Source organism: Guyparkeria halophila, from assembly GCF_034479635.1.
GTDB classification, from domain to species: Bacteria; Pseudomonadota; Gammaproteobacteria; order Halothiobacillales; family Halothiobacillaceae; genus Guyparkeria; species Guyparkeria halophila.
On record NZ_CP140153.1, the window covers coordinates 405702 to 426939 of the forward strand.

General features: G+C 66.5%; 19 protein-coding genes and 1 pseudogene. 11 read left to right on the forward strand and 9 right to left on the reverse strand.

Going from position 1 to position 21238, the window contains the following annotated elements; translation table 11 throughout:
* The first annotated feature begins 276 nt into the window (after positions 1-276).
* From SR882_RS01880 to SR882_RS01915, 9 genes and pseudogenes are all read left to right on the forward strand, one after another.
* The gene (locus SR882_RS01880; RefSeq protein ID WP_322521662.1) at positions 277-1452 is read left to right on the forward strand and encodes an isochorismate synthase; all 1176 of its coding nucleotides are present in this window, start codon (positions 277-279) and stop codon (positions 1450-1452) included.
* A gap of 10 nt (positions 1453-1462) precedes the next feature.
* Positions 1463-3115: a (2,3-dihydroxybenzoyl)adenylate synthase gene (locus SR882_RS01885; RefSeq protein ID WP_322521663.1), complete on the forward strand. Its 1653-nt coding sequence runs from the start codon at positions 1463-1465 to the stop codon at positions 3113-3115.
* 62 nt (positions 3116-3177) lie between these two features.
* Positions 3178-4065, forward strand: a complete 888-nt coding sequence (locus SR882_RS01890) for an isochorismatase family protein (protein WP_322521664.1) — start codon at positions 3178-3180, stop codon at positions 4063-4065.
* Positions 4058-4858 carry a 2,3-dihydro-2,3-dihydroxybenzoate dehydrogenase gene (dhbA, locus tag SR882_RS01895; protein ID WP_322521665.1) on the forward strand — a complete coding sequence of 267 codons (801 nt, stop codon included), beginning with the start codon at positions 4058-4060 and terminating at the stop codon, positions 4856-4858. The genes SR882_RS01890 and dhbA overlap by 8 nt, the downstream gene beginning before the upstream one ends.
* A 34-nt stretch (positions 4859-4892) precedes the next feature.
* On the forward strand, positions 4893-8924 hold the full coding sequence (locus SR882_RS01900) for an amino acid adenylation domain-containing protein (RefSeq protein ID WP_322521666.1): 4032 nt from the start codon (positions 4893-4895) through the stop codon (positions 8922-8924).
* A complete protein-coding gene (locus SR882_RS01905; protein ID WP_322521667.1) occupies positions 8921-9988 on the forward strand; it encodes a hypothetical protein in 1068 nt (355 codons plus the stop codon). Before SR882_RS01900 ends, SR882_RS01905 begins: the two co-directional genes overlap by 4 nt.
* 200 nt (positions 9989-10188) lie before the next feature.
* A pseudogene (locus tag SR882_RS11295) lies at positions 10189-10335 on the forward strand (phosphopantetheinyl transferase); the annotation flags it as partial.
* Between the two features lie 78 nt (positions 10336-10413).
* The gene (locus tag SR882_RS01910; RefSeq protein ID WP_322521668.1) at positions 10414-10833 is read left to right on the forward strand and encodes a 4'-phosphopantetheinyl transferase family protein; all 420 of its coding nucleotides are present in this window, start codon (positions 10414-10416) and stop codon (positions 10831-10833) included.
* A 60-nt stretch (positions 10834-10893) separates the two neighbouring features.
* Positions 10894-11394, forward strand: a complete 501-nt coding sequence (locus SR882_RS01915; RefSeq protein WP_322521669.1) for a bacterioferritin — start codon at positions 10894-10896, stop codon at positions 11392-11394.
* Between the two features lie 87 nt (positions 11395-11481).
* Here SR882_RS01915 and SR882_RS01920 read toward each other — a convergent pair whose 3' ends face one another.
* The 6 genes from SR882_RS01920 to SR882_RS01945 all read right to left on the reverse strand — a co-directional run bounded on the left by SR882_RS01920 (position 11482) and on the right by SR882_RS01945 (position 16286).
* Positions 11482-11775, reverse strand: coding sequence for a DUF2218 domain-containing protein (locus SR882_RS01920; protein WP_322521670.1), 294 nt, complete (start codon positions 11773-11775; stop codon positions 11482-11484).
* Positions 11772-12587 carry an ABC transporter ATP-binding protein gene (locus SR882_RS01925; protein ID WP_322521671.1) on the reverse strand — a complete coding sequence of 272 codons (816 nt, stop codon included), beginning with the start codon at positions 12585-12587 and terminating at the stop codon, positions 11772-11774. The genes SR882_RS01920 and SR882_RS01925 overlap by 4 nt, the downstream gene beginning before the upstream one ends.
* Positions 12584-13663 (reverse strand): FecCD family ABC transporter permease, encoded by a 1080-nt coding sequence (locus SR882_RS01930; protein WP_322521672.1) that lies wholly within the window; start codon positions 13661-13663, stop codon positions 12584-12586. Before SR882_RS01930 ends, SR882_RS01925 begins: the two co-directional genes overlap by 4 nt.
* Positions 13660-14805, reverse strand: coding sequence for an ABC transporter substrate-binding protein (locus SR882_RS01935; RefSeq protein WP_322521673.1), 1146 nt, complete (start codon positions 14803-14805; stop codon positions 13660-13662). The genes SR882_RS01930 and SR882_RS01935 overlap by 4 nt, the downstream gene beginning before the upstream one ends.
* Positions 14806-14935: 130 nt before the next feature.
* The gene (locus tag SR882_RS01940; RefSeq protein ID WP_322521674.1) at positions 14936-15538 is read right to left on the reverse strand and encodes an esterase/lipase family protein; all 603 of its coding nucleotides are present in this window, start codon (positions 15536-15538) and stop codon (positions 14936-14938) included.
* Positions 15539-15581: 43 nt separating this feature from the next.
* Positions 15582-16286 (reverse strand): VIT1/CCC1 transporter family protein, encoded by a 705-nt coding sequence (locus tag SR882_RS01945; protein WP_322521675.1) that lies wholly within the window; start codon positions 16284-16286, stop codon positions 15582-15584.
* Between the two features lie 185 nt (positions 16287-16471).
* Between SR882_RS01945 and SR882_RS01950 the strand changes: the two genes are divergently transcribed.
* Together SR882_RS01950 and SR882_RS01955 are read left to right on the forward strand one after the other, a co-directional pair.
* On the forward strand, positions 16472-18400 hold the full coding sequence (locus SR882_RS01950; protein ID WP_322521676.1) for a RelA/SpoT family protein: 1929 nt from the start codon (positions 16472-16474) through the stop codon (positions 18398-18400).
* Between the two features lie 37 nt (positions 18401-18437).
* On the forward strand, positions 18438-19628 hold the full coding sequence (locus tag SR882_RS01955) for a glycosyltransferase (RefSeq protein ID WP_322521677.1): 1191 nt from the start codon (positions 18438-18440) through the stop codon (positions 19626-19628).
* A gap of 60 nt (positions 19629-19688) precedes the next feature.
* Here SR882_RS01955 and SR882_RS01960 read toward each other — a convergent pair whose 3' ends face one another.
* From SR882_RS01960 to SR882_RS01970, 3 genes are read right to left on the reverse strand one after another with little or no spacing between them, the layout of a single operon-like run.
* Positions 19689-19925 (reverse strand): thioredoxin family protein, encoded by a 237-nt coding sequence (locus tag SR882_RS01960; RefSeq protein WP_322521678.1) that lies wholly within the window; start codon positions 19923-19925, stop codon positions 19689-19691.
* A 12-nt stretch (positions 19926-19937) separates the two neighbouring features.
* Positions 19938-20270, reverse strand: coding sequence for a hypothetical protein (locus SR882_RS01965; protein WP_322521679.1), 333 nt, complete (start codon positions 20268-20270; stop codon positions 19938-19940).
* A gap of 10 nt (positions 20271-20280) precedes the next feature.
* Positions 20281-21237: a permease gene (locus tag SR882_RS01970; RefSeq protein ID WP_322521680.1), complete on the reverse strand. Its 957-nt coding sequence runs from the start codon at positions 21235-21237 to the stop codon at positions 20281-20283.
* Position 21238: the final 1 nt, after the last annotated feature.

Consider the following 21238-nt stretch of genomic DNA (forward strand, 5'->3'; position numbering starts at 1 on the left):
TTCGGCAGGCTCATCGGCCCTGCTCTTTACACTCCCGTCCGGACGGCCCCTTGTCGGCACATGGCCCAGGCGGTGGGCAGTTACATGCCGACCGGAGTGTAAATAAGAAAGATTCGTACTTGTGTTGACGATTGCATGTCGCGTTGGTAACGTCCATGAGCCTCGGCTAATGAAATCGCGTGAAGCGCGCCTTGACGGGATACGCAAGGCCGGAGTCGGACGGTATCCCCGTGCGGGGTGCCGGCTCATGTGGTGAACCACCGGGAGGGCAGTGGGATGCAGACGCTTGAACAAATCACGGGGCAGCAGCGCGATTCGGGCTGCCTGGAAACGGCGAGCTTCGAGTTCTCGTCGTCAAGGATGACGCTTCTGGCCAACGGGGTGCGGCGTGTGCTCGCCGAGCCGGGATGTTGCCCGAGGCAATTGCCGCGCAGCGTGCTCGCCATGCTGGCCGAGCGTTCAAGGATGACGGAGGCCGGATCGATCGTCGTCGGCGCGATTCCTTTCGACGATAGAAGTGTCTGCCAGCTTTACGTGCCGGCCTCGTATCGCTTCGTCCGACGCGAACTGCCACGCGATGGAATCGTGCCGGCGGCATCCGTGATCGCGTCCATGCGCGAGGTCACCGACGAACGACAATACAAATCCGCCGTCTCGGAGGCGCTGTCGCTGATGTCGTCGACGGAGCTGCGCAAGGTGGTGCTGTCCCGTTCGATCGACATCGAGGCCGACGCGGCGCTGGACGTGCGCGCCATGGTCGATGCTCTGCGCGATCGTAATCCGCAGGCCTACGTCTTCGCGGTGCCGACGATCGGTGGCGGCACGCTTCTCGGCGCGAGCCCCGAGTTGCTCTTGCGCAAAAAGGACGATGTGGTCGTCAGCAACCCGTTGGCAGGGTCGCGCCCTCGGCCTGCAAACGCCGCGGACGAGGCGGCTGTCATCGATGAGCTCATGGCCTCCGACAAGGATCGTCGCGAGCATGCCTTGGTGGTCGAGGCGGTTGCCGCCGGCCTGTCGCCTTTCTGCAGGACGCTCGACGTGCCGGAAGCACCTGAGGTGATCCGTACCTCCTCGATGCTGCATCTGTCGACACGTATCGAGGGTCGGCTTGCCGATCCCGAGGTGTCGTCGCTCGAGATGGCGCTCGCCCTGCATCCCACGCCGGCTGTCTGTGGGACGCCCTGTGATCTGGCGCGCTCGGCCATCTCGAGGCTCGAAGGCTATTGCCGCGACCAGTACTGCGGTGTGGTCGGCTGGATGGACGCCCGCGGTGATGGCGAATGGGCCGTGTCGATCCGATGCGGACTGCTCAAGCAGAATGGCATGCGCCTCTACGCCGGGGCCGGCATCGTCGATGGCTCGGAGCCCGATAGCGAATGGGACGAGACCACCGCCAAACTCAATACCATGCTGGACGTGTTCGGTCTGCGTCCGGCCAACGACGCGAGCTGAGGGGCAGGTTATGAGTGTCGCCTTCACCTGCTGGCCGGAAGCGCTTGCCCGACGGTATCGAGACGCTGGCTACTGGCGCGGTCAACCGCTGACGGACATTCTCGACGCCCACGATCCGCGCGAAGCGGATCGTGACGCGATTGTCTGCGCCGAGAGACGGTTCAGCTACGACCAGTTGATCCGGCTTTCGCGTCGACTGGCCGCCTCGCTGGTCGCCGCCGGTCTGCGTCCCGGTCAGACCGTGCTGGTGCAGATGCCCAATTGCGCCGAGTTCTACCTGCTGTTCTTCGCCTTGCTGCGATGCGGTGCGGTGCCGGTCAACGCGCTTTTCAGTCACAACCGTCGCGAGTTGCTTGCCTTCGCCGAACAGATCGCCCCGGCGCTGCTGGTGCTTACGGATGATCACCCGGCGATGCGCGGGCGGCAGGGAACGGCATTGGTCGACGAACTACGTCGATACGCGTCTGGCGAGGCTCGGCTGTTGCATTTCGGCGACCGCGCCCTGCCGGTCGAGAAGGTGCTCACCGATTTTCGTTGGGAAGATGGCGAGCCGCTCGACGAGTCGGAGTGCCTGAACGGGTTCTCGCCGAATCCGCCGGACGAGGTCGCCTTTTTCCAGCTATCCGGCGGCAGCACCGGCCTTCCGAAGCTCATCCCTCGGACTCACGACGACTACGGTTACAGCGTGCGCGCCAGCGCCGAGTTATGCCGCTTGAACGTCGACACCGTCTTTCTCTGCGCGCTGCCGGCGCCGCACAACTACAGCCTCAGCTCGCCCGGCACGCTCGGCATATTGCACGCCGGCGGCGTCGTGGTGATGGCGCGCGACCCCGGGCCGGCCACCTGCTTCGAGTTGATCGACCGTCACGCCGTGACCATGGCGGCCCTGGTGCCGCCGGCGCTGAGCCTGTGGTTGGAGGCCGCCGACTCGGTGCGGCCGCCCAGCCTCGGTAGTCTTAGCTTGCTGCAGGTCGGCGGCGCCCGGCTCAGCCCGGCCCTGGCCGAGCAGGTCCCGACGCGTCTGGGCTGCCGGCTGCAACAGGTCTTCGGGATGGCCGAGGGTCTGGTGAACTACACCCGCCTTGACGACGATCGCTGGTACGTGGAGAACACCCAGGGCCGGCCGCTCAGCCCAGCCGACGAGATCCGGGTCCGCGACGCCGAGGGCCGGGATGTGCCGCCCGGCGAGGTTGGCACGCTCTGGGCGCGCGGGCCCTACACCTTCCGCGGTTACTACCGCGCCGAGGCGCACAACGCCGTCGCCTTCGACGTCGAGGGGTTCTATTGCTCCGGTGATCTGGTTCGCCGGACCGATAGCGGTTACCTGGTGGTGGTCGGCCGGGAGAAGGATCAGATCAACCGCGGCGGCGAAAAGATCGATGCCCTCGAGATCGAGGACCTCCTGCTGGGGCACCCGGCCATCCGACAGGCGGCGTTGGTCGCGATGCCCGACGAGGTGTTGGGCGAGCGCAGCTGCGCGTTCCTGGTCGCCGATGCCCGGCTACGGGCCGTCGACGTGCGCCGTTTCCTACGACGAGAGGGCGTCGCCGACTTCAAGCTGCCCGATCGGGTGGAATTCATCGACGACCTGCCCCGAACTGCCGTGGGAAAAATCGACAAAGCCGCGCTGCGCCGACGGATTTGCAGCGCGGCGGCGTGCTAGGGAAGTTCTGCACGAACGCGCACCCATCCGATTCACGACACCTTGAGGAGAACGTACTGGCCATGAGCATAGGCAACCTTACTTCCTACCCACTGCCCAGCGCATCGGAGCTGCCCGAGTCGCGTGTCGCCTGGCCCTTTCAACCGGAGCGTGCCGTGCTGTTGATTCACGACATGCAGGAATACTTTGTCGCGTTCTACGGCACAGACAGCCCGCTGATCGAGCAGGTCGTCCGCAAGCTGGTCGAACTCAAGGCCCGCTGCAAGGCATTGGGGATTCCCGTGGTGTACACCGCTCAGCCGACCGAACAGTCGGATGAGGACCGGGCGTTGCTCAACGACATGTGGGGGCGGGGCCTGCCCGCGCGCCCCGAACGGTATCCCGTCGTCGGCCCGCTCTCGCCCGAGATCGACGATACGGTTCTGACCAAGTGGCGCTACAGCGCCTTCCATCGTTCGCCGCTGGCGGATCTAATGCGCGACTGGGGGCGGGATCAGCTGCTGATCGGCGGCATCTACGGACATATCGGCGTCATGCAGACGGCGGTCGATGCCTTCATGCGTGACGTCAAACCGTTCGTAGTCGCCGACGCGACCGCCGACTTCTCGCGCGAGGATCACCTGACGGCGTTGCGAATCGTGGCCCGGACCGCCGGGCGCGTGCTGACCCTCGAAGATGTGGTCGCGGCCGCAGCCGACCCGGGCTGGACCCGAGCTGGCTTGCGCGGCCGGGTCCGGGGCATGTTGCTTGATGCCGACGAGTTGCGCGACGACGACAACCTAGTCGATTTCGGCCTCGATTCGGTTGCCATGCTGGGCCTGGCCGAGGAATTACAGCGCGACGGCATTCGCGTCGATTTCGCCACCCTGGCCGCCAACCCCTCCATCGACGAGTGGTGGCGCCTGATCGATGCCGCCTCGACGCCGGCCACGAGCGAAATCCATGAGTGATCGCCGACCGGACGCCGCGGATTCAGCCGACGAGGACGAGTGGCGCGGGCGTCGCGTGTGGGTCACCGGGGCCGGACGAGGCATCGGTCGGGCCGTGGCGCAGCGCTTTCAGGCACTGGGTTGCGCGGTGGTCGGTTTCGACCGCCATTTCGATGAGGCGGACGAGCCGGACGAACCGGGTCTGCGTCGGGTGACGCTCGACGTGTCGAACTCGGCGGCAGTCGATGCGACGAGCCGCAAACTGATCGAGCAGGCGGCCGGGGTCGATGTGTTGGTGAATGTAGCGGGCGTGCTTCGCCCTGGGCCACTGGAATCGATGGCGGACGCCGACTGGCGGCAGACCTTCGACGTCAATGTGACGGGGGCCTTCCACCTGTTGCGCGCCGTTTCCCCGGTTTTCCGGCGACAGGGCCACGGCTGCGTGGTCGCCGTCTCGTCCAACGCGGCCCGGGTGCCTCGGGTCGGCATGGCCGCCTATGGCGCCTCGAAGGCCGCCCTGACCAGCCTCACCCTCAGCACCGGGCTCGAGCTGGCCTCCAGCAACGTCCGTTGCAACGTCGTCTCGCCTGGTTCGACCCGCACGCCGATGCTCGAGTCACTCTGGGACGACGGGTTGGGTGAACGGACCACCATCGCCGGTGACCCCGAGCGGTACCGGCTCGGCATCCCCCTCGGTCGGTTGGGGCAGCCGGAAGACGTCGTCGAGGCGGTCGTCTTTCTGGCCTCGTCGCGTGCGAGACACATCACGCTGCAGGATCTGGTCGTCGATGGCGGCGCCACGCTTGGCGCCTGACGTCGCACCGAGGTAACACGAAGGAGAAACCATCATGTCGCTTTCGAGGCGCACCGTCTTCGAGCTGACCGAGGCCCAGGCCGGCATCTGGTACGCACAGCAGCGATTGCCGGAGAGTGCGGTCTACCAGACCGGCGAGTATCTCCTGCTGGATGGTCCGCTCGAGCCATCGGCTTTTTCGGCGTCCGTAACCGGTGCGATCGACGAGTGCGACGGCCTGCACGCCCGGTTCCTCGTCACGGCCGACGGCCCGCGGGTCTATGTCGATCGGCGCGCCTGGGCGCTTGAGTGGCACGATTTGCGCGGTCATCCCGATCCCCGGGCGGCCGCCATGTCCGTGATGCAGGAAGAGGTTGGTCGCCCGGTGGATCTCGCCGAGGGCCCCCTGTTCCGTACCGCGGTCTTTCGCCTGGGCGACCGGCACCATATCTGGTTCATCAGCGTGCATCACATTGCCATCGACGGTTATGGCATGAATCGGTTGCAACAACGCGTCGCCGAGGTCTATTCGGCGCTGGTCGACGGGACGGAGCCCCCGGTCGCCTCGCTGGCCGGTCATCGCGACCTGCTCGACGAGGAAGCAGCGTATCGCGACTCCGCGGCCCGACAGCGGGATCGCGCCTTTCACCTCGAGCGTCTGCAGGGGCTTCCCGATCCGGTCAGCCTCTCGGAACGACCGCCTGGGCCGGCATCCCGGGTTCGACGCGCGCCCGGCAAGCGTCTCTCGTCGGCGGCGTTCGATGGACTCAGGGGGGCGGCGGCGCGCTGTGGCGTGTCCTGGTACAGCGTGCTGATTGCCGGTATTGCCGGTTACATCCAGCGCCTGACCGGTACACCGGAGGTGGTGCTGGGGTTGCCCGCCATGATGCGCCTGGGATCGGTGGCGGCGGGCACCCCGTCGATGCGGGTCAATATCCTGTCGCTGCGAGTGGATGCGGACGGCAATCGCCGCATCCGGGATGTGGTGGAATCCGTCGAGCGCGACTTTGCCGAGATCCGACGGCATCAGCGCTATCGGCACGAACACCTCCAGCGCGATCTGCATCTCGGTCACGAGCCCGGACGGCTCTTCGGTGCACTGGTCAATATCCTGCCATTCGCCCAGGCGCCGCGCTTCGCCGGCCTGCAGGCCAGACTGCGCAACCTGGCAGCCGGGCCGGCCGACGATCTCTCGTTCTTCTGTCGACCCGCGGAGGGGACGGTCGAAATCGAGCTCGACGCCAACGCCGATCGATACGACGGCGACGAACTGGCACGCCATCACCAACGGCTCTTGCACTATCTGGACGGTTTCGTGCGTTGCGGGGACGACGAGCCGCTTGCGACCGTGCCCCTGCTGCTGGACGACGAGGCGCGCCAGGTCCTGACCGCATGGAACGATACCGCCACTCCGGTGCCGCGCACTACGCTGGCCGACTGGCTGCACGAGTCGATTGAGCACGCCGCCACTCGTCCCAACTCGCCCCCGGCGATCATCTTCGAGTGCCAGTCGCTGAGTTACGGGGAGGCGGCGGCGAGGATCAATCGGCTTGCCCGCTGGCTGATCGAACAGGGCGTCGGCCCCGGCGACCGGGTGGCTGTAGCGCTGCCGCGGAGCACCGAGCTGGTGACGACACTGGTGGCAATACTGCAGGCCGGAGCGGCGTACGTGCCGATCGATCCGGACTACCCGCCCGCACGTATCCACCACATCCTCGGGGGCAGTGGGGCGAAGTTGCTGCTCGCGATCGCCGAGACCTCCGCGGGCCTGGAAACCACTTTGCCGGTCCACTGTCTCGATTCGACGAGCTTCGTGCGAACGCTGGGCCGTTTCCGGGCCCAGCCGCTGGGTGCCGACGAACGGCGACGGGCGTTGCGCTCGGAGGATCCGGCTTACGTCATCTACACCTCCGGGTCCACCGGCCGACCCAAGGGCGTGGTGATACCCCACCGGGCGATCGTCAATCGTCTCGCCTGGATGCAGCACGAGTACGCCCTCGATACGACGGATCGTGTGCTGCAGAAGACCCCGGCGGGGTTCGACGTGTCGGTCTGGGAGTTCTTCTGGCCTCTGCTGGTCGGAGCGAGCCTCATCGTCGCCCGGCCGGGTGGCCATCGCGACCCCGAGTACCTGATCGATCTGATCGCAAGCACCGGCGTGACGACTCTGCATTTCGTGCCCTCGATGCTGCAGGCCTTCATCGGCCAGACCGAGCCGACACGCTGCGTATCCCTGCGACGCGTGTTCTGCTCCGGCGAGGCCCTGCCGGTCGAGACTGTGACTGCCTACTACCGCCGCTTTCACGCGCCGCTGCACAATCTCTACGGCCCGACCGAGGCGGCTGTCGACGTGACCTATTTCCCCTGCCACGCCGGTGGCTACACGGGCAGTGTCCCCATCGGCCGGCCGGTGTGGAACACCCGAATCTATATTCTCGATGACTGGCTGAACCCGGTGCCGCCCGGCGTGACCGGCGAGCTCTATATTGCCGGGGCGCAGCTGGCGAACGGGTACCTGGGGCAGCCCGAGCTCACAGCCGAACGGTTCATCGCCGACCCGTTCTCCGAAAGCGGCGAGCGGATGTATCGAAGCGGCGATCTGGCGGCTTGGCGGTCGGACGGCAGCATCGACTATCGCGGCCGGGCTGACTTCCAGGTCAAGATCCGCGGCCAGCGTATCGAGCTCGGCGAGATCGAACAGGTCATCGCGCAACGCTTCGTGGTTGTCCAGGTCGTGGTGACCGCGCCCGATTTCGCGGCGGGTGACCGCCGGCTGGTGGTCTACCTGGTGCCCGAGACGGGGCAGTCGGTGACGGCGGCCGACGCGCGCGCGGCGCTGGCCGAGGAACTGCCCGATTACATGCTGCCCGACTTCGTGGTCGAGCTGGATCGTCTACCGCTGACGCCGAATGGCAAGCTTGATCGACGAGCGCTTCCCTTGCCCGAGATAGCCGCGGGAGATGACGGTCGCTTGCCTGAAAGCCTCCTGCAGGAACGGTTGGCAGGATTGTTCGCCCGATTGCTGGGCGTGGCGCGGGTGGGTGTGGACGACCATTTCTTCGAACTGGGCGGTCATTCGCTGCTTGCCGTTCAGTTGGTTGCCCTGATCAAGGAGGAGTTGGGCGTCGAACTCTCGCTGGCGGCGGTGTTCGACGCGCCCACGGTCGCCGCGCTGGCGCGGCGCATCGATCGCGACGACGACGGCGACGAATTGGGCGTGGTGTTGCCACTGCGCCGTCGGGAGAACGCGCCAACGCTGTTCTGCGTTCACCCTGCCGGCGGGTTGAGCTGGTGCTACGCGCCGTTGACGGCGTACCTGCCCACCGATTGGTCACTCTACGGACTGCAGGCGCGGATGTTGTCGGAGGCGACGCGGGGTGCCGATACGCTGAGACTGCCGACTTCGCTGACCGAGATGGCGCGCGATTACGTCGAGGAAATCCGTCAGGTGCAGCCGCGCGGGCCCTACCATCTGCTCGGCTGGTCGATCGGCGGCATGCTGGCGCACCGGATGGCGGCGATCTTCGAGCAGGAGGGCGACGAAGTGGACGTGCTGGCATTGCTCGACGCCTACCCGACCGACCAGTGGTGCGACATGCCGCCACCCGACGAGGCGCGTTCGCTCGAGGCGTTGCTTCGCATGGCCGGCGTGACGGTCGACGAGCAACCGCTCGATCGGCTTGATCGGGAAACGGTGCTCGACTGTCTGCAACAGGCAGGCAGTTCGATGGCCAATCTCTCCGAGCAAACCCTGTCCGCGATGATCGACCTGGTGATGAACAACCGACACCTGATTCGAGAGCCGCAGGACTATCGTTATGGCGGCGACGTGCTTTTCTTTCGTGCCGCCGCGCCGCGCGAGGAGCACTGGCTCGACCCGGGGGGCTGGCAGACCTACACCGAGGGAAAGATTTCGGTCGTGGACTTCGACTGTCGTCACCCGGAAATGATTCGCCCTGAGTTCCTGCGCGACATTGCCGGACACGTCCGCGATTTCCTCTCGGAACGCGACATGGCCGCGCCGCCGAGCGCGACTGGCCGGGGCCAATCTCGGTTCTCGGTCCAAAGCCGGGTGGCTGATTCATGAACCGACGGCGATTTATCCAGTTGGCCGGCGCGTCGGCCACCTCGCTTTCCCTTGATCGATTGATCGCCGCAGAAGAGCGGCCCCCGATCGACGCATCGGCCAGCATGAGCAACATGACGTGGCGAAAGTCACCGGATTTTCTCGATCAGGCCTTGTCAGGCGGTCAGGTGGTGGGCCTGGGCGAGGCCCACTGGTATCCGGGCCTGATCCGTTACCAGCATGAGCTTGTCTGCGCGCCGGAGTTGGCCGGACGGCTGACCGACCTGGTGCTGGAATGCGGAAACCGCCGTCATCAGGCCCTGCTGGACGCGTATCTGGACGGTGCCGAAGCATTCGACGGGGCGCCGATCGACGAGCAACGCTTGCTGGCAATTCGGCTTGACTCGCTTTCGTTCCCGGCCTGGATGTCGCCATCCCACGGCCAGCTGTTCGCCCGACTTCGGGCAACAAATCTGGCGCGTCCGGCGGGTGAGCGTATTCGAGTGCACCTGGCCGAACCGGCCTTCGATTGGGGGGACCTTGCCGGGGAAGACGACTGGTGGGCGATCAACCGCCAGCGTGACGAGGCATTCTTCCGATACCTCGAGGCCCGCTTCACACCGGCCGGTGGCCGTGGCGTAGTGGTGCTCTGCGGGGCTCGCCATCTGCTCAAGGGCGATGGTGGCGATGCTGGCCCGGGGATGCCGCGTGAGCCGCTGGGTCGGCTCATGGCGCACCACCAGCCCGGGCGGTTGTTGAGCATCTGGCCCAGTACGTCGGGTGACGAAAGCGAGGTCGCCGCGCTTGTGGGCAGGCCACCTGATCGGTGGCCCGCGATTGCCTCTGTCGCCGACCGGCCTCAGTCGGCGGGGCGCGTTCTGCCTCCACCGTTCGACGACGTGGGCGAGGTGGCGCCGTCCCGGCACGTCGACGCCTGCCTCTACGCCGGCCCGCAGCAGCGCTCGATGCAATGCGATCCCGTCATCGGTCGAGGCGAATGGCCCGAGCGGTTGCGGGCGCGCGCTCACGTCCTGCCTGCCCGCTTGCGCGAGGCGGTCAGTCGCCTGCTTGAGAGTCTCGGGTGAGTCCCGGTTCGCGCCATCGCCGGCCATCCCGTGGCGCTCGCCAGTCGACGCCGAGTCCGATCCTCGAGTCCCCGACACGATTCCAGCTTGGTGACCTGCCGCTGGTGCTGCAACCGTTCGCATGGTCGGGAGTCGACGAGCGATGTCTCTCGGCCGCGCATGTCAGGCTGGGGCTGGACGAACCTGCTTGGCCGCCGCGAGTGGTCCTTCGGCGGCGGGTGGAATTTCTTGCCGGGCGACGCGCAGCGGCGCTCGCGTTGCTCGATCAGGGCGCGCGGAGAACCGGCGTGGGTGTCGGCCCGACGGGCGAGCCTCGTTGGCCGTCAGGCTGGGTCGGAAGCATTTCTCACGTTCACGACGACCGAAAGGCGCGCGGACTGGCGGTCGCCGTCACGCGGCGGGCTGATCGGGAAGGAGAGCCGGTCGTGGGCGTGGGGGTCGATGTCGAGAACTTTGCCGATGCCGATCGCGCACGAGCCATGGAACGACTGGTGATCCGCGGTGAGGAACACCTCGCATTGCCCGCGCTTGGTCTCGATCGTCGTGCCGCGCTCAGCGTGATCTTTTCGGCCAAGGAAAGCTTCTTCAAGGCCGCTTTCCCCGTGGTCTGCCGTTTCTTCGACTTTGATGCCCTCGCATTGGTCGGCGCGGAGATGGCCGGGCAGCGATTGATATTTCGTCTTCGCCGGAGCCTTGCCGCCGGGCTGGGCGCCGGCCGGAAGATCGAGGTCGAGTGGCGTCGGTTACCTGGTCGAGTGATAACCGCAACCGTTCTCCCAGCAAACCCGGTCCAGCGTGCGGGGGCGAACGGTCGAGGCCCTGCACAACCCCGTTGTTTGGGCTAGATTCGTTCCTGTATCGCAATCTCGCATCGTCAAGATGGCAAAACGAAAGGAGTGACTTTCATGTGTGCAGCCAAAGCAAAGAAGAGTGACAAGAAGACCCTAGAGAACCTGCAGAAGGCTTTGTCCATGGAGTTGACGGCCACCCACCAGTACATGTTGCACGCCCATGTGCTCGAAGACTGGGGGCTGGACCGACTGTCGAAGAAGATGCACGGTGAGGTGCAGGAAGAGTTGGGTCATGCCAGCAAGTTCATCGACCGCATCTTGTTCCTCGATGGCGACCCGGTGGTCACCGAGGCCAAGGCCGCGCGTCGTTCCAGTTCACTGGGCGACATGTTCAAGGCGGATCTCAAGGAGGAGCTCGCCTCGATCCAGTTTTACGGTGAGGCCGCGCTCGAGGCACGCAACGAAGGGGACGTCGGCACGGTGCATATTTTCGAGGAGATTCTGATCGACGAGGAGGGCCATGCCGACTGGCTCAAGCGTCAACTCGAGCTTATCGAGCGCATGGGTGAGCCGAACTACATCCTCGCCTACCACACCCCGGAAACCGGCGCGTAGTGTCAAGCCGCCGCGCCATTGCATGACTGGCGCGAAGCGCAAGAGACCCCGCGTGATGCCCGCGGGGTTTTTTCGTTGGAGTTGGGGTCAGTGTGACTGGGGCTCTTCCCATGTCACGGTGAGAGGGTTGCGCTTGGTGAACATCCAGACGTGGCGTTCGATCACGTCCATGATCTTCTCCAACGAGGCGCTGTCGTCTGCGCGGCAGTGAAAGTGCAATGCTGTGTCGCCGGCCTCGAGTCGGCATTCGCCGAACGGGAAACGCGCGTGCCCGGTGGTCTCGTCGTGCTCGACCGATATCTTCTTCGCGAAATGCCGGCAGAGTCGATCGAGGTAGGTCGAGGCCAGGGGGGTTTCGGTGGTGCCGGAAAGGGTGATCATCGGGTGTTTGCCTCATGTGTCGAGAGGGTTTCGGATGGCCGGGCAATCCGGTCGGCCTGCACGATCGGATAACCGTGCGAGCAGCGCTCGACACGGCCTTCGATCCCGTAGGCGCGGGCAAGGAGTTCGGCATCGAGTACCTCCAATGGATCGCCAGCGGCGAGCAATGCGCCGTCTTTCAGTACCACGAGACGGTCGCAGAAACGCAGCGCGAGATTGAGATCGTGTATGGCCACCAGCGCGATCCCGCCGGCGTCGGTCGTGTGGCGGACGCGTTCGAGCACCTGGATCTGCCAGCGCAGGTCCAGTGCGCTGGTGGGTTCGTCGAGCAGCAGCAACCGCGGCTGCCGCGCCAGCACCTGAGCGAGACCCAGCATCTGCCGCTGACCGCCGGAGAGTTCGCCCAGCGGCCGGAATGCCAGCGCCCGCAGACCGAGATCATCAAAGACGCGTTCCACGCGGTGCTCGATTCGATCGCGGGGCATCGAGGGATCGGCGGTCCTCAACGCGGCCATGAGGCTTTCATAGGCGACCAGTGAGCTCGCCTGGGGGAGTGTTTGGGGTAGATAGCCCACGCGCCGGAGGCGTTCGGCGGGCGGCAGTGAGCCTAGATCTTCTCCGTCGAGCCGCACTTCGCCCTGCATCGGCAGGAGTCCGGACACCGCCCGCATGAAGGTGGATTTGCCGGCGGCGTTCGCACCCACCACGGCGACCAGATCCCCGTTGCGGAAGGTCGGCAGGTCCAGGCGGTCAAGTATCCGTCGGCGGCGGTAGCCCGCCGTCAGGCCGCGCACGTCGAGTGATCCGCTCATCGTGGTCGCCTCTTTCCGAGCACCAGCATCATGAATAACGGGACGCCCACCAGCGCGGTGACGATGCCGATAGGCAGTACCACGCCGGGAACGAGCGTCTTGCTGAGCATGGATGCCAGGGAAAGCATCAAGGCGCCGGCCAGCGCGCTGCCCGGCAGATAGAAACGGTGATCCTCGCCCAGCAGCAGCCGGGCGATGTGCGGGCCGACCAGACCGACAAAGCCGATGGTGCCGACGAAGGAGATCGCCGTCCCTGCGAGCAGACTGACGCGCAGAACCACCGCCAGCCGCAGCCGCTCGACCGGCACGCCAAGGCTGCGTGCCTGGTCCTCGCCGCTGCGCAGGGCGCTCATTGACCAGACGTTTCGCAGGGCGAAGACCATCGTGACCGCGAGAATCACCGCCAGGATGGCGACTGTCTCCCAGGCCGCGCGCGCGAGGCTGCCCATCGTCCAGAACACGATCTGCTGGAGCGCGTCGCTGTCCGCGAGGAACTGGAGCAGCCAGACCAGGGCTTCGAAGGAGAACAGCAGGGCAATGCCGAAAAGCACCACGGTCTCCACGCCGGCGCCATGCAGCCGCGCCAAGGCGAGGATCAGCAGGGTCGCGCCCCCGGCACTGAGGAAGGCGAGGAGCGTGATCGCGTAGGTCTCGCCGAGTCCGAACAGGTCGAGACCGAGCACAATTGCCAGCGCCGCGCCGAAGGTGGCCGCCGACGACACGCCTAGGGTGAACGGACTGGCCAATGGATTGTTGAGCGCCGTCTGCATCTCGGCGCCGGCGAGCCCGAGTGCGGCCCCGACGAGCACGGCCATCAGGGCGTAGGGCAGGCGGATATCCCAGAGAATCACTGCCTCACCCCGCTCGAGCTGGTCGGGCTGGAACAGCCCCAGGAGCAAGCGGCTGAGGGGAAACGTCGACGGGCCTGTCAGGATGTCGAGCACCAGTGCAACGAGTGCTGCAACGGCGAGTCCGATCAGGAGCAGCCGACGTCGTCGCGTGAAGCGTCGGTAGTCGCCGGCCAGCGAGGGTCGGCGAGGCACCGGTGTCGAGTCCGCATCGGGATGGGGGCTCATCGTTGCTTGATCCAGTAGGTGCCGGTGGTTTCATAGGGCAAGAAGCGCGCGCGCAAGCGATCGAATGTCTCGGCGGGTTCCAGATCGCGGAATGCTTCGGGGTGCAGCCACTTGGCGAAGGCCTGCAGTGCCACCACGTTGAACGGCGAGTTGTAGAAGTGATGCCAGATGGCATGAGCGCGGCCATTCTTCACCGCCTCGAATTCACGGATCCCGCGTCGTTGCAGGGTCACGTCGAGGGATTGCCGCGCCTGGGCCTCGGACACGCCGGCGCCCAGCACGATATGCCCGTTGTGCGCTTTGTCGTTCTTGGATCCGATCGCGGTCCCGATGTAGATATCCGGCTGGTGGGACAGCAGGTATTCGAGACTGACTAGGCCGTGGCTCCCGGGGAGCAGGTCGGTGGCGATATTGTTGCCGCCAGCCCGTTCGACCAGCAGGCCCAGCATGCCGTTGGACATGGTCTCGCAGCATTCCTCGCGCAGGCCGACCCGGCTCTCCAGGAACACGTCGGGTTGCGTCTCGACCTCGGCAAGGCCGTCATCCACACGGGCCATCTCGCGTTGATAGGCGGAAATGAAGGCCTCCGCTTCCTCCTGTCTGCCCAGTACCTCACCCATCAGGCGCATGCTCGGCACGGTGTTGGTCAGCGGATCATGGCGGAAGTCGATGAAGACGACCGTCACGCCGGCCTGTTCGAGTCGCTCGATCACCGGTCGATCCCCGGGTGACGGACCGTGCCCCTCCAGCCCGAAGAAGGCCACGTCCGGCGCCATGGAAAGGGCGCGTTCGACGCTGAAGCTCGACGGATTGAGGCGGCCGACGCGTGGAATCTCGTCGACGGCCGGGAAGGCTGCCCTGAAGCGCGTGTAACCGGCCGGGTCGAGACGCTTGAATTCGCCCTGCATGCCGACGATCCGATCGATCGCCTCCTCGCCCTCGAGAATGGAGGTGGGTACAAGGAAACGGCCCTCACCGAGCAGGACCCGGTCGACCTTGCCGGGCAGATCGATTTCGCGGCCCGCCAGGTCGGTCGGTTCGGCCAAGACGGTGACGCCCCAGATGAGGGCCGCCAGGCCCAGCAGCCCTGCACGGGTGAGTTTGCCGGCGGGGCGACGGGTGGAGCTTGGGTGACGGTACATGTGAGTGCCTTTATTCGTTCACGGTGGACGTAAGGGCTCGCCAACGCCTCCATTGGATCAGAGAACACTAACATTAATGCGAATCGTTATTGATAGCAAGTTGATGTTGCCATTCCCGTGCAGGGTCGGGTCAGTCGGCCAACAGAAACGCCAGGCTACGTTGCGCCACTTGCGGCGATAGCAGCAGTCCGAAGTGACTGACGGGCACGCACTCATGTGTGGTCAGGGCGGTGGTGCGTGTCTCGTTGACCGCCACGGTGCCGTCGCTGGGTGACTCGAGTGCGCCGCGCAGCAGTCGGCCGGGACCGAACGGGCGGGTGCCGGCGAGCATCAGTGTGTTGGGCGTGGCCCACTCGGGTGGGGTGCCGGCCAGGCCGTCGACAAGGCTGCCATCAAGCAACCATCGCCCCAGTCGGGTCTCGGCCATTCGGCGAGCCACCCCGCTGCCGGCTAGTGGCGAGCCCAGCAGCACCACGCGCGTTGCCGTTGAGCGCGCCTCCGGGTGCCGAGCGAACAGGTGGGCCAGCACCAGGCCGCCAAGGCTGTGGGCGACGAAGTGGCGGGGGCGGTCGGGTTGGTCTGCCAGCCAATGGGCGAGCCGTTCGGCGTTCTCGGCCGGCGTTGAGCGCGTCGGGTAGTCGAAGCGGACCGGGTCGAAGCCAGCGCGTTTGAGGGAATGGGCGAGTGGCCACATGGCCCAGCGTCCCATCCACAGCCCGTGCAGCAGAACCACGCGCGGCCCACGTGCGATCGGCCCGTTTGCCACCCGTGTCGGCTCAGGAAAGACCCGAGAGCAGTTGGCCGACAAGCGCGGTGACGCCCATGGTGGCCGCCCCCCAGAAGGCGGTGCGGAAACCACCCAGCATCATCGAGGCCCCGCCCGTCCGCGAGCTCAAGGCGCCGAGCACGGCCAGTACCAGCAGGGTGAGCGGTACGGTGAGCATCATCATGCGCTCGACGGGTGCGGTCAGCGCCACCAGCAGGGGGAGGGCCGCACCGGCAGCAAACGATACCGCCAGCGGGATGGCGGCGAGCAGGGGGCGCATTTCGGTGAGACGGTGCAGGCCCATTTCCTCCCGGGCATGGGCGCCGAGGGCGTCGTGGGCCATCATCTGCCGGGCGACCCGATCCGCCGTCTCGGGATCGACGCCGCGCTCGACGTAGATGTCGCGCAATTCGCCCAGCTCGTGCTCGAAGTTGATTTCCAGCTCGCGCGCCTCCATGTCCAAGTCGGCCTTTTCCGTGTCCTGACGCAGGCGCAGGGCGACGTGCTGCCCGGCGGCCAGGGCCAATGCCCCGGCGACCAGGGCGATCACCGCGGCGTGCAGTACCTCGCCGGGCGGCAGACCGGAGGCCAGTAGACCGGCGATGAGGCTGGACAGGGCAACCAGCCCGGCGATTGCGCCCAGCACGGCCGCCCGGACGCTACGGTAGCGGTTGAGGCGGTGGTGTTCCCCGTGAAGGTCGGGCCGCTTGGTCATGCCTGTCTCCCTGTGCCTGACCGGCCGATGGGCCGGGTGGTAATCTGGGCGTCACGTCGGTCATCCGGTTGATGGCTCCGCGCACACAGACGGGATAGTGCCACGGCCCCGACGGCAACCCAACTGGCATGTGATGCCGGCGCGGTCAAGCCGGCCCCTTTTAAACCGGAATCTATCTGCCCCACATGCAGCATCCGCTCGACATCAGTTCTGATCACCTCTGCCAGCACCTGCAACAGGTGCTCGATGGCATGGGCGATGTGGTCACGCCCGACATGGCGCTGGCCGTTGAGCGCCTGTGTGTGTCGGTCACGCGGGACACGGAATCGGCGGCCGGACCACGCGTGGCCGTGGCACTGGCGGATATCCAGGCGGACCTGCCCACCCTGGTCGCCGCCTTGCTGGCCGACCCGGCCCTGGGTGAATCCGGCATTTCCTCCCCGGTTCCAACCATGCTCGACCATGACGGCAAGCGGGACGTGCAGCGCCTGATCGAGGCGATCGAACGCTTACGGGGATGGGAGGCGCGTTATCCCGAGCCACGTGCCGAGCAGCAGCGCGAGTACTGGCGCCGCCTGCTGCTCGCCGGGGCCCGTGATGCCCGCGCGGTGCTGATCGATCTGGCCTACCGGCTGGAGGGGATGCGACGCCTCGGCGACGAGGCCGACGAGGCGAGGCGCCGGCGGTTTGCCGGCATGACGCTGGCCGTCCATGCACCAATCGCCCATCGGCTGGGCCTGGGGCAGATCAAGTGGGAGCTCGAGGACCTGGCCTTCCGCCACCTCGAGCCGAACACCTACGTCGAGATCGCGCGCCTGCTCGACGAACGGCGCACCAGTCGTGAGTCGTACCTGGCTCACGTCGAGCAGAAACTGCATCACGCCCTGATCCAGGCGGGGATCCGGGCCGAGGTCTACGGCCGGCCCAAGCACATCTACAGCATCTGGGGAAAGATGCGTCGCAAGCAGCTCTCCTTCGAGGGGCTGTTCGACGTGCGCGCGCTGAGGGTGCAGGTCGATTCGGTCACCGACTGCTACGCCGCGCTCTCGGTGGTCCACGAGCTGTTCCGCCCGATTCCGAGCGAGTACGACGACTACATCGCCCGTCCCAAGCCCAACGGCTACCAGTCGCTGCACACCGCCGTCGAGGCCGACGAGGGCAAGGTGGTCGAGATCCAGATCCGCACCGAGCGCATGCACGCCTTCGCCGAGTTCGGGGTCGCCGCCCACTGGCGCTACAAGGCCGGCGGTGGTTCGGCCAATCCGTTTGACATGCAGGTCGAATCGCTGCGGCGTGGCCTGTCACGCGGCGAGATACGGCCACTGACCGCGCCGATGGTGTATGCCTTCACGCCCGATGGCGAACTGGTCGAGCTGCCGGCGGGGGCGACGGTGCTCGATTTCGCCTATCGCATCCATACCCACCTGGGGCACCGTTGCCGCGGGGCGAAGGTCAACGGCCAGATCGCACCGCTGAAGACCGAGGTGGCCAACGGCGACACGGTTGACGTCCTGACGAACAAGGAGCCGGCGCCCAGCCGTGAGTGGGCGCACGCCAAGAGCGGTTTCCTGTGCTCGGCCAGTTCGCGGGCCAAGGTGCGCAACTGGTTCGCGCAGTTCGACCGCGAGGATGCCCGTGAGCGGGGACGGCTGACCTGCGAGCGTCTCTACCGGCGCTTTTCCATGGATGCGGCAGCGAGAAAGGGGCTGCTCGAGGCCCTCGGCGTCAACAGCGAGGATCAACTGTTCCTGGCGGTGGGGCACCATCGTATTGCCCCGGAGACGCTGCAGGCCGCCGCCCGCGGTCAGCTGGGCACGGCGGCCGATCGTTCCGCGCGCCCGCGACGCGAAACCCAGCCCGAGGGTGAGCCGCTGCCCGAGCCGCCGGGCGGGCGCAGTCTGGTCATCGAGAACCAGTCGATCGACGGGCTCAAGGTCATCCCGGCCAAGTGTTGCAACCCGCAGCCGGGCGAACGGGTGATGGCCTTCCTCAGCCGATCGCAGGGCTACAAGCTGCATCGCCCCGATTGTCGCAACCTCGCCCACCTGGCTCGCCAGTACCCCGAACGGGTGTTGCCAGTCGAGTGGCCAGGAGCCGAAGGCGGTTCCGACTGACAACAAACCGTCATGCGCGCGGGGTAGGTTGGTACCAATGGAAAAGACACCTGCTTCCCCGGCGCTGCACCTGGCCGACGTCACCATGTTCTGGGGACCGGCCTCGGGCGGCGTGCGCCGTTACCTCGAGGCCAAGCGCCATCACATCGCCGGTTGCCCCGATTGCCAGCACAGCCTGCTGGTGCCCGGCCCACACCCGGCGTGGTCGGCCGATGCCAACCAGTGGCTGCGACAGTTGCCGGCGTGGCGCCTGCCCGCCGGTGATGGTTACCGTTTTCCCCTGCGTTCCGGTCCCTGGCGCGAGGCGTTGATCGAGCTGGCGCCCGATGCGATCGAGGCGGGCGATCCCTACGTCACCGCCCACGCCGCCCAGGCCGCGGCGAAACAACTGGGCGTGCCGGCGGTCGGCTTCTTCCATTCGGACCTCTCGCGCTTGCTCGCGCTGCGCTGCGGCGACTGGGTCCGGCCGCTGTCGGGGCGCTATCTGGGCCGGCTGTATCGCCGATTCGACTGGATGTTCGCCCCCAGCGACGTCATGGCCAGCCAGCTGGCCGAACTGGGCGTGCGCCATGTCAGCGTGCAGCGCCTGGGCGTGGATACCTCGATCTTTCGTCCCTCGGCGGTCCAGCCGGGACTGCGGGACGCGCTCGGGATTCCGCGTGATGCCCGCTTGCTGGTGTTCGCCGGGCGCAACACGCGCGAGAAACACGTCGACCAGCTGGTCGCGTCGCTCGACGAGCTTGACGGTCGTTACTACCTGTTGCTGATCGGCGCGGGCATGCCGGTCGGCAGTCATCCCCGCCTGCGCGTGGTCGATTACGTCGCCGACGAGCACACGCTGGCCGCCTACCTCGCCTCGGCGGACGCCTTGCTGCATGCCGGCGATGCCGAGACCTTCGGCCTGGTGATCCTCGAGGCGATGGCCTGCGGCCTGCCCGTGGTCGGCGTGGATGCCGGGGCCACGCCGGAACTGGTCGACGAGGCGGTGGGCGAGTTGGTCCCGACTGCTCGGGCCGCCGCGCTGGCCCGAGGCGTGACGCGCCTGTTCGAGCGCGACTGGTTGGCCACCGGTGCCGCCGCGCGCCGACGGGCGGTGCGTCACTACGGCTGGGGGCCGCAGCTCGATCGGCAATTGCTGAGGATGAGCCAGCTGTGCCGCGAGGGCCGGGTCAGTGACGACAGCGGCGCCGAGGCATCGTGGCCACACAAAGGCTCGGTGTCCGCCTGATCGACCTTGCCGAGAGGTTCGCGAAGACCACGCCAAGACGTGGCGCTCGCCTTGTGGCGGTCAGTCCTCGAGCCAGCTCGCCACCTGGGAGCGTGACGGCATGGAGCCGCTGTGAACGACACGGCCGTCGATCACCACGCCCGGGGTGGACATCACGCCCATGGCCAGGATTTCGGCGATGTCCTCCACCTTCTCGATTTCGATTGCCACTCCCTGTTCCTGGGCCGTGCGGGCAACCAGGTCATAGGTGCGTTGGCAGTTGGCACAACCACTGCCCAGTATCTGGATGGTCTTCATGGTCTCGCTCCGTCAACAACAGGATGTCTTTTTCTCGGCATTGCCGCAGCAATTCTCGTCGGCCGTGTTGCAACAGGAGGTCGCGTCGGCCGACGCCCGCGACAGGCAGCTTTCCAGCGGCTCGCCAGCGAGCACCGCGTCGACCATCCCCGATGCCCGCTCCCAGGATTCGGTGGCGACGGCCCGTGCCGTGGTCACGACCTCGTGGATCTGGTGGTCCGGGATGTCGCGTTTGCTCAGCCGCTCGACCATTTCCGCCGTCTTCGACGGGCAACGGGAGGCAATGGCCGCGCTCAGGGCGGCAATGTCCAGAATGGCGGGGTTGAGACCTTTTGCTTCACTCATTATTCATTCCTCAGGTAACCAGGTTGAAGGTCCAGCCGACCAGCGTGAAGGCGATGGCCAGTACCGCGGCGAACAGGGCCAGGGCGGGCCAGCGGATCACCTTGCGCAGGATCAGGATCTCGGGCAGCGACAGCGCCGCCACGCTCATCATGAAGGCGAGCGTCGTGCCCACGGCCGCGCCCTTGCCCAGCATCGCCTCGGCGACCGGGATGATGCCGGTGGCGTTGGCGTACAGCGGGATGCCCAGCAACACCGCGCCCGGCACGGCCAGCCAGTTTCCCTGCGCTCCGAGGTAGGTGGTGACCCAGTCGCCGGGCACGAAGCCGTGGAAGGCCGCGCCCACCGCAATGCCGATCACCACCCACTTCCAGATCCGGCGGACGATCTCCTTCACCTCGGCGACGGCGAAGCGGTGCCGCCCCTTCCAGCTCCGGTCGGCCGCCGGCGGTTGGGCCTCACCCATCTGGATCTTCCAGACGTAGTCCTCCACCCAGCGCTCGGCGCGGAACCACTCCATGGCCATGCCACCGATCCAGGCGACTACCACCCCGGCGGCGACGTACAGCAGCGCCAGCTCCCAGCCGAGGATGCCGATCAGGAGCACCACGGCGATCTCGTTGATCATGGGGCTGGCGATCAGGAACGAGAAGGTCACGCCCAGCGGGATGCCCGCCTCGACGAAGCCGATGAACAGCGGCACCGACGAGCAGGAGCAAAACGGCGTGACCGCGCCCAGGGTGATGGCCAGGGTGCGGGCCATCCACGGCGGTTTGCCACGCACGTAGGCGCGCACCCGCTCGGGACTCATCAGGGCACGCAGCAGTCCCATCGCGTAGATGACGACCACCAACAGGAAGAAGATCTTCGTCGTGTCCATGACGAAGAAATGCAGCGCGTCGGCGAAACGCTCGCCCTCGGTCAGGCCGAGGGCCCCGTAAACCAGGTTGTCGGCCAGCCAAGCGAACATG

Coding starts and splice junctions, on each gene's coding strand:
- SR882_RS01880 (WP_322521662.1), top strand. CDS start 277: ATGCAGACGCTTGAACAAATCACGGGGCAGCAGCGCGATTCGGGCTGC.
- SR882_RS01885 (WP_322521663.1), top strand. CDS start 1,463: ATGAGTGTCGCCTTCACCTGCTGGCCGGAAGCGCTTGCCCGACGGTAT.
- SR882_RS01890 (WP_322521664.1), top strand. CDS start 3,178: ATGAGCATAGGCAACCTTACTTCCTACCCACTGCCCAGCGCATCGGAG.
- dhbA (WP_322521665.1), top strand. CDS start 4,058: ATGAGTGATCGCCGACCGGACGCCGCGGATTCAGCCGACGAGGACGAG.
- SR882_RS01900 (WP_322521666.1), top strand. CDS start 4,893: ATGTCGCTTTCGAGGCGCACCGTCTTCGAGCTGACCGAGGCCCAGGCC.
- SR882_RS01905 (WP_322521667.1), top strand. CDS start 8,921: ATGAACCGACGGCGATTTATCCAGTTGGCCGGCGCGTCGGCCACCTCG.
- SR882_RS01915 (WP_322521669.1), top strand. CDS start 10,894: ATGTGTGCAGCCAAAGCAAAGAAGAGTGACAAGAAGACCCTAGAGAAC.
- SR882_RS01920 (WP_322521670.1), bottom strand. CDS start 11,775: ATGATCACCCTTTCCGGCACCACCGAAACCCCCCTGGCCTCGACCTAC.
- SR882_RS01925 (WP_322521671.1), bottom strand. CDS start 12,587: ATGAGCGGATCACTCGACGTGCGCGGCCTGACGGCGGGCTACCGCCGC.
- SR882_RS01930 (WP_322521672.1), bottom strand. CDS start 13,663: ATGAGCCCCCATCCCGATGCGGACTCGACACCGGTGCCTCGCCGACCC.
- SR882_RS01935 (WP_322521673.1), bottom strand. CDS start 14,805: ATGTACCGTCACCCAAGCTCCACCCGTCGCCCCGCCGGCAAACTCACC.
- SR882_RS01945 (WP_322521675.1), bottom strand. CDS start 16,286: ATGACCAAGCGGCCCGACCTTCACGGGGAACACCACCGCCTCAACCGC.
- SR882_RS01950 (WP_322521676.1), top strand. CDS start 16,472: ATGCAGCATCCGCTCGACATCAGTTCTGATCACCTCTGCCAGCACCTG.
- SR882_RS01955 (WP_322521677.1), top strand. CDS start 18,438: ATGGAAAAGACACCTGCTTCCCCGGCGCTGCACCTGGCCGACGTCACC.
- SR882_RS01960 (WP_322521678.1), bottom strand. CDS start 19,925: ATGAAGACCATCCAGATACTGGGCAGTGGTTGTGCCAACTGCCAACGC.
- SR882_RS01965 (WP_322521679.1), bottom strand. CDS start 20,270: ATGAGTGAAGCAAAAGGTCTCAACCCCGCCATTCTGGACATTGCCGCC.
- SR882_RS01970 (WP_322521680.1), bottom strand. CDS start 21,237: ATGTTCGCTTGGCTGGCCGACAACCTGGTTTACGGGGCCCTCGGCCTG.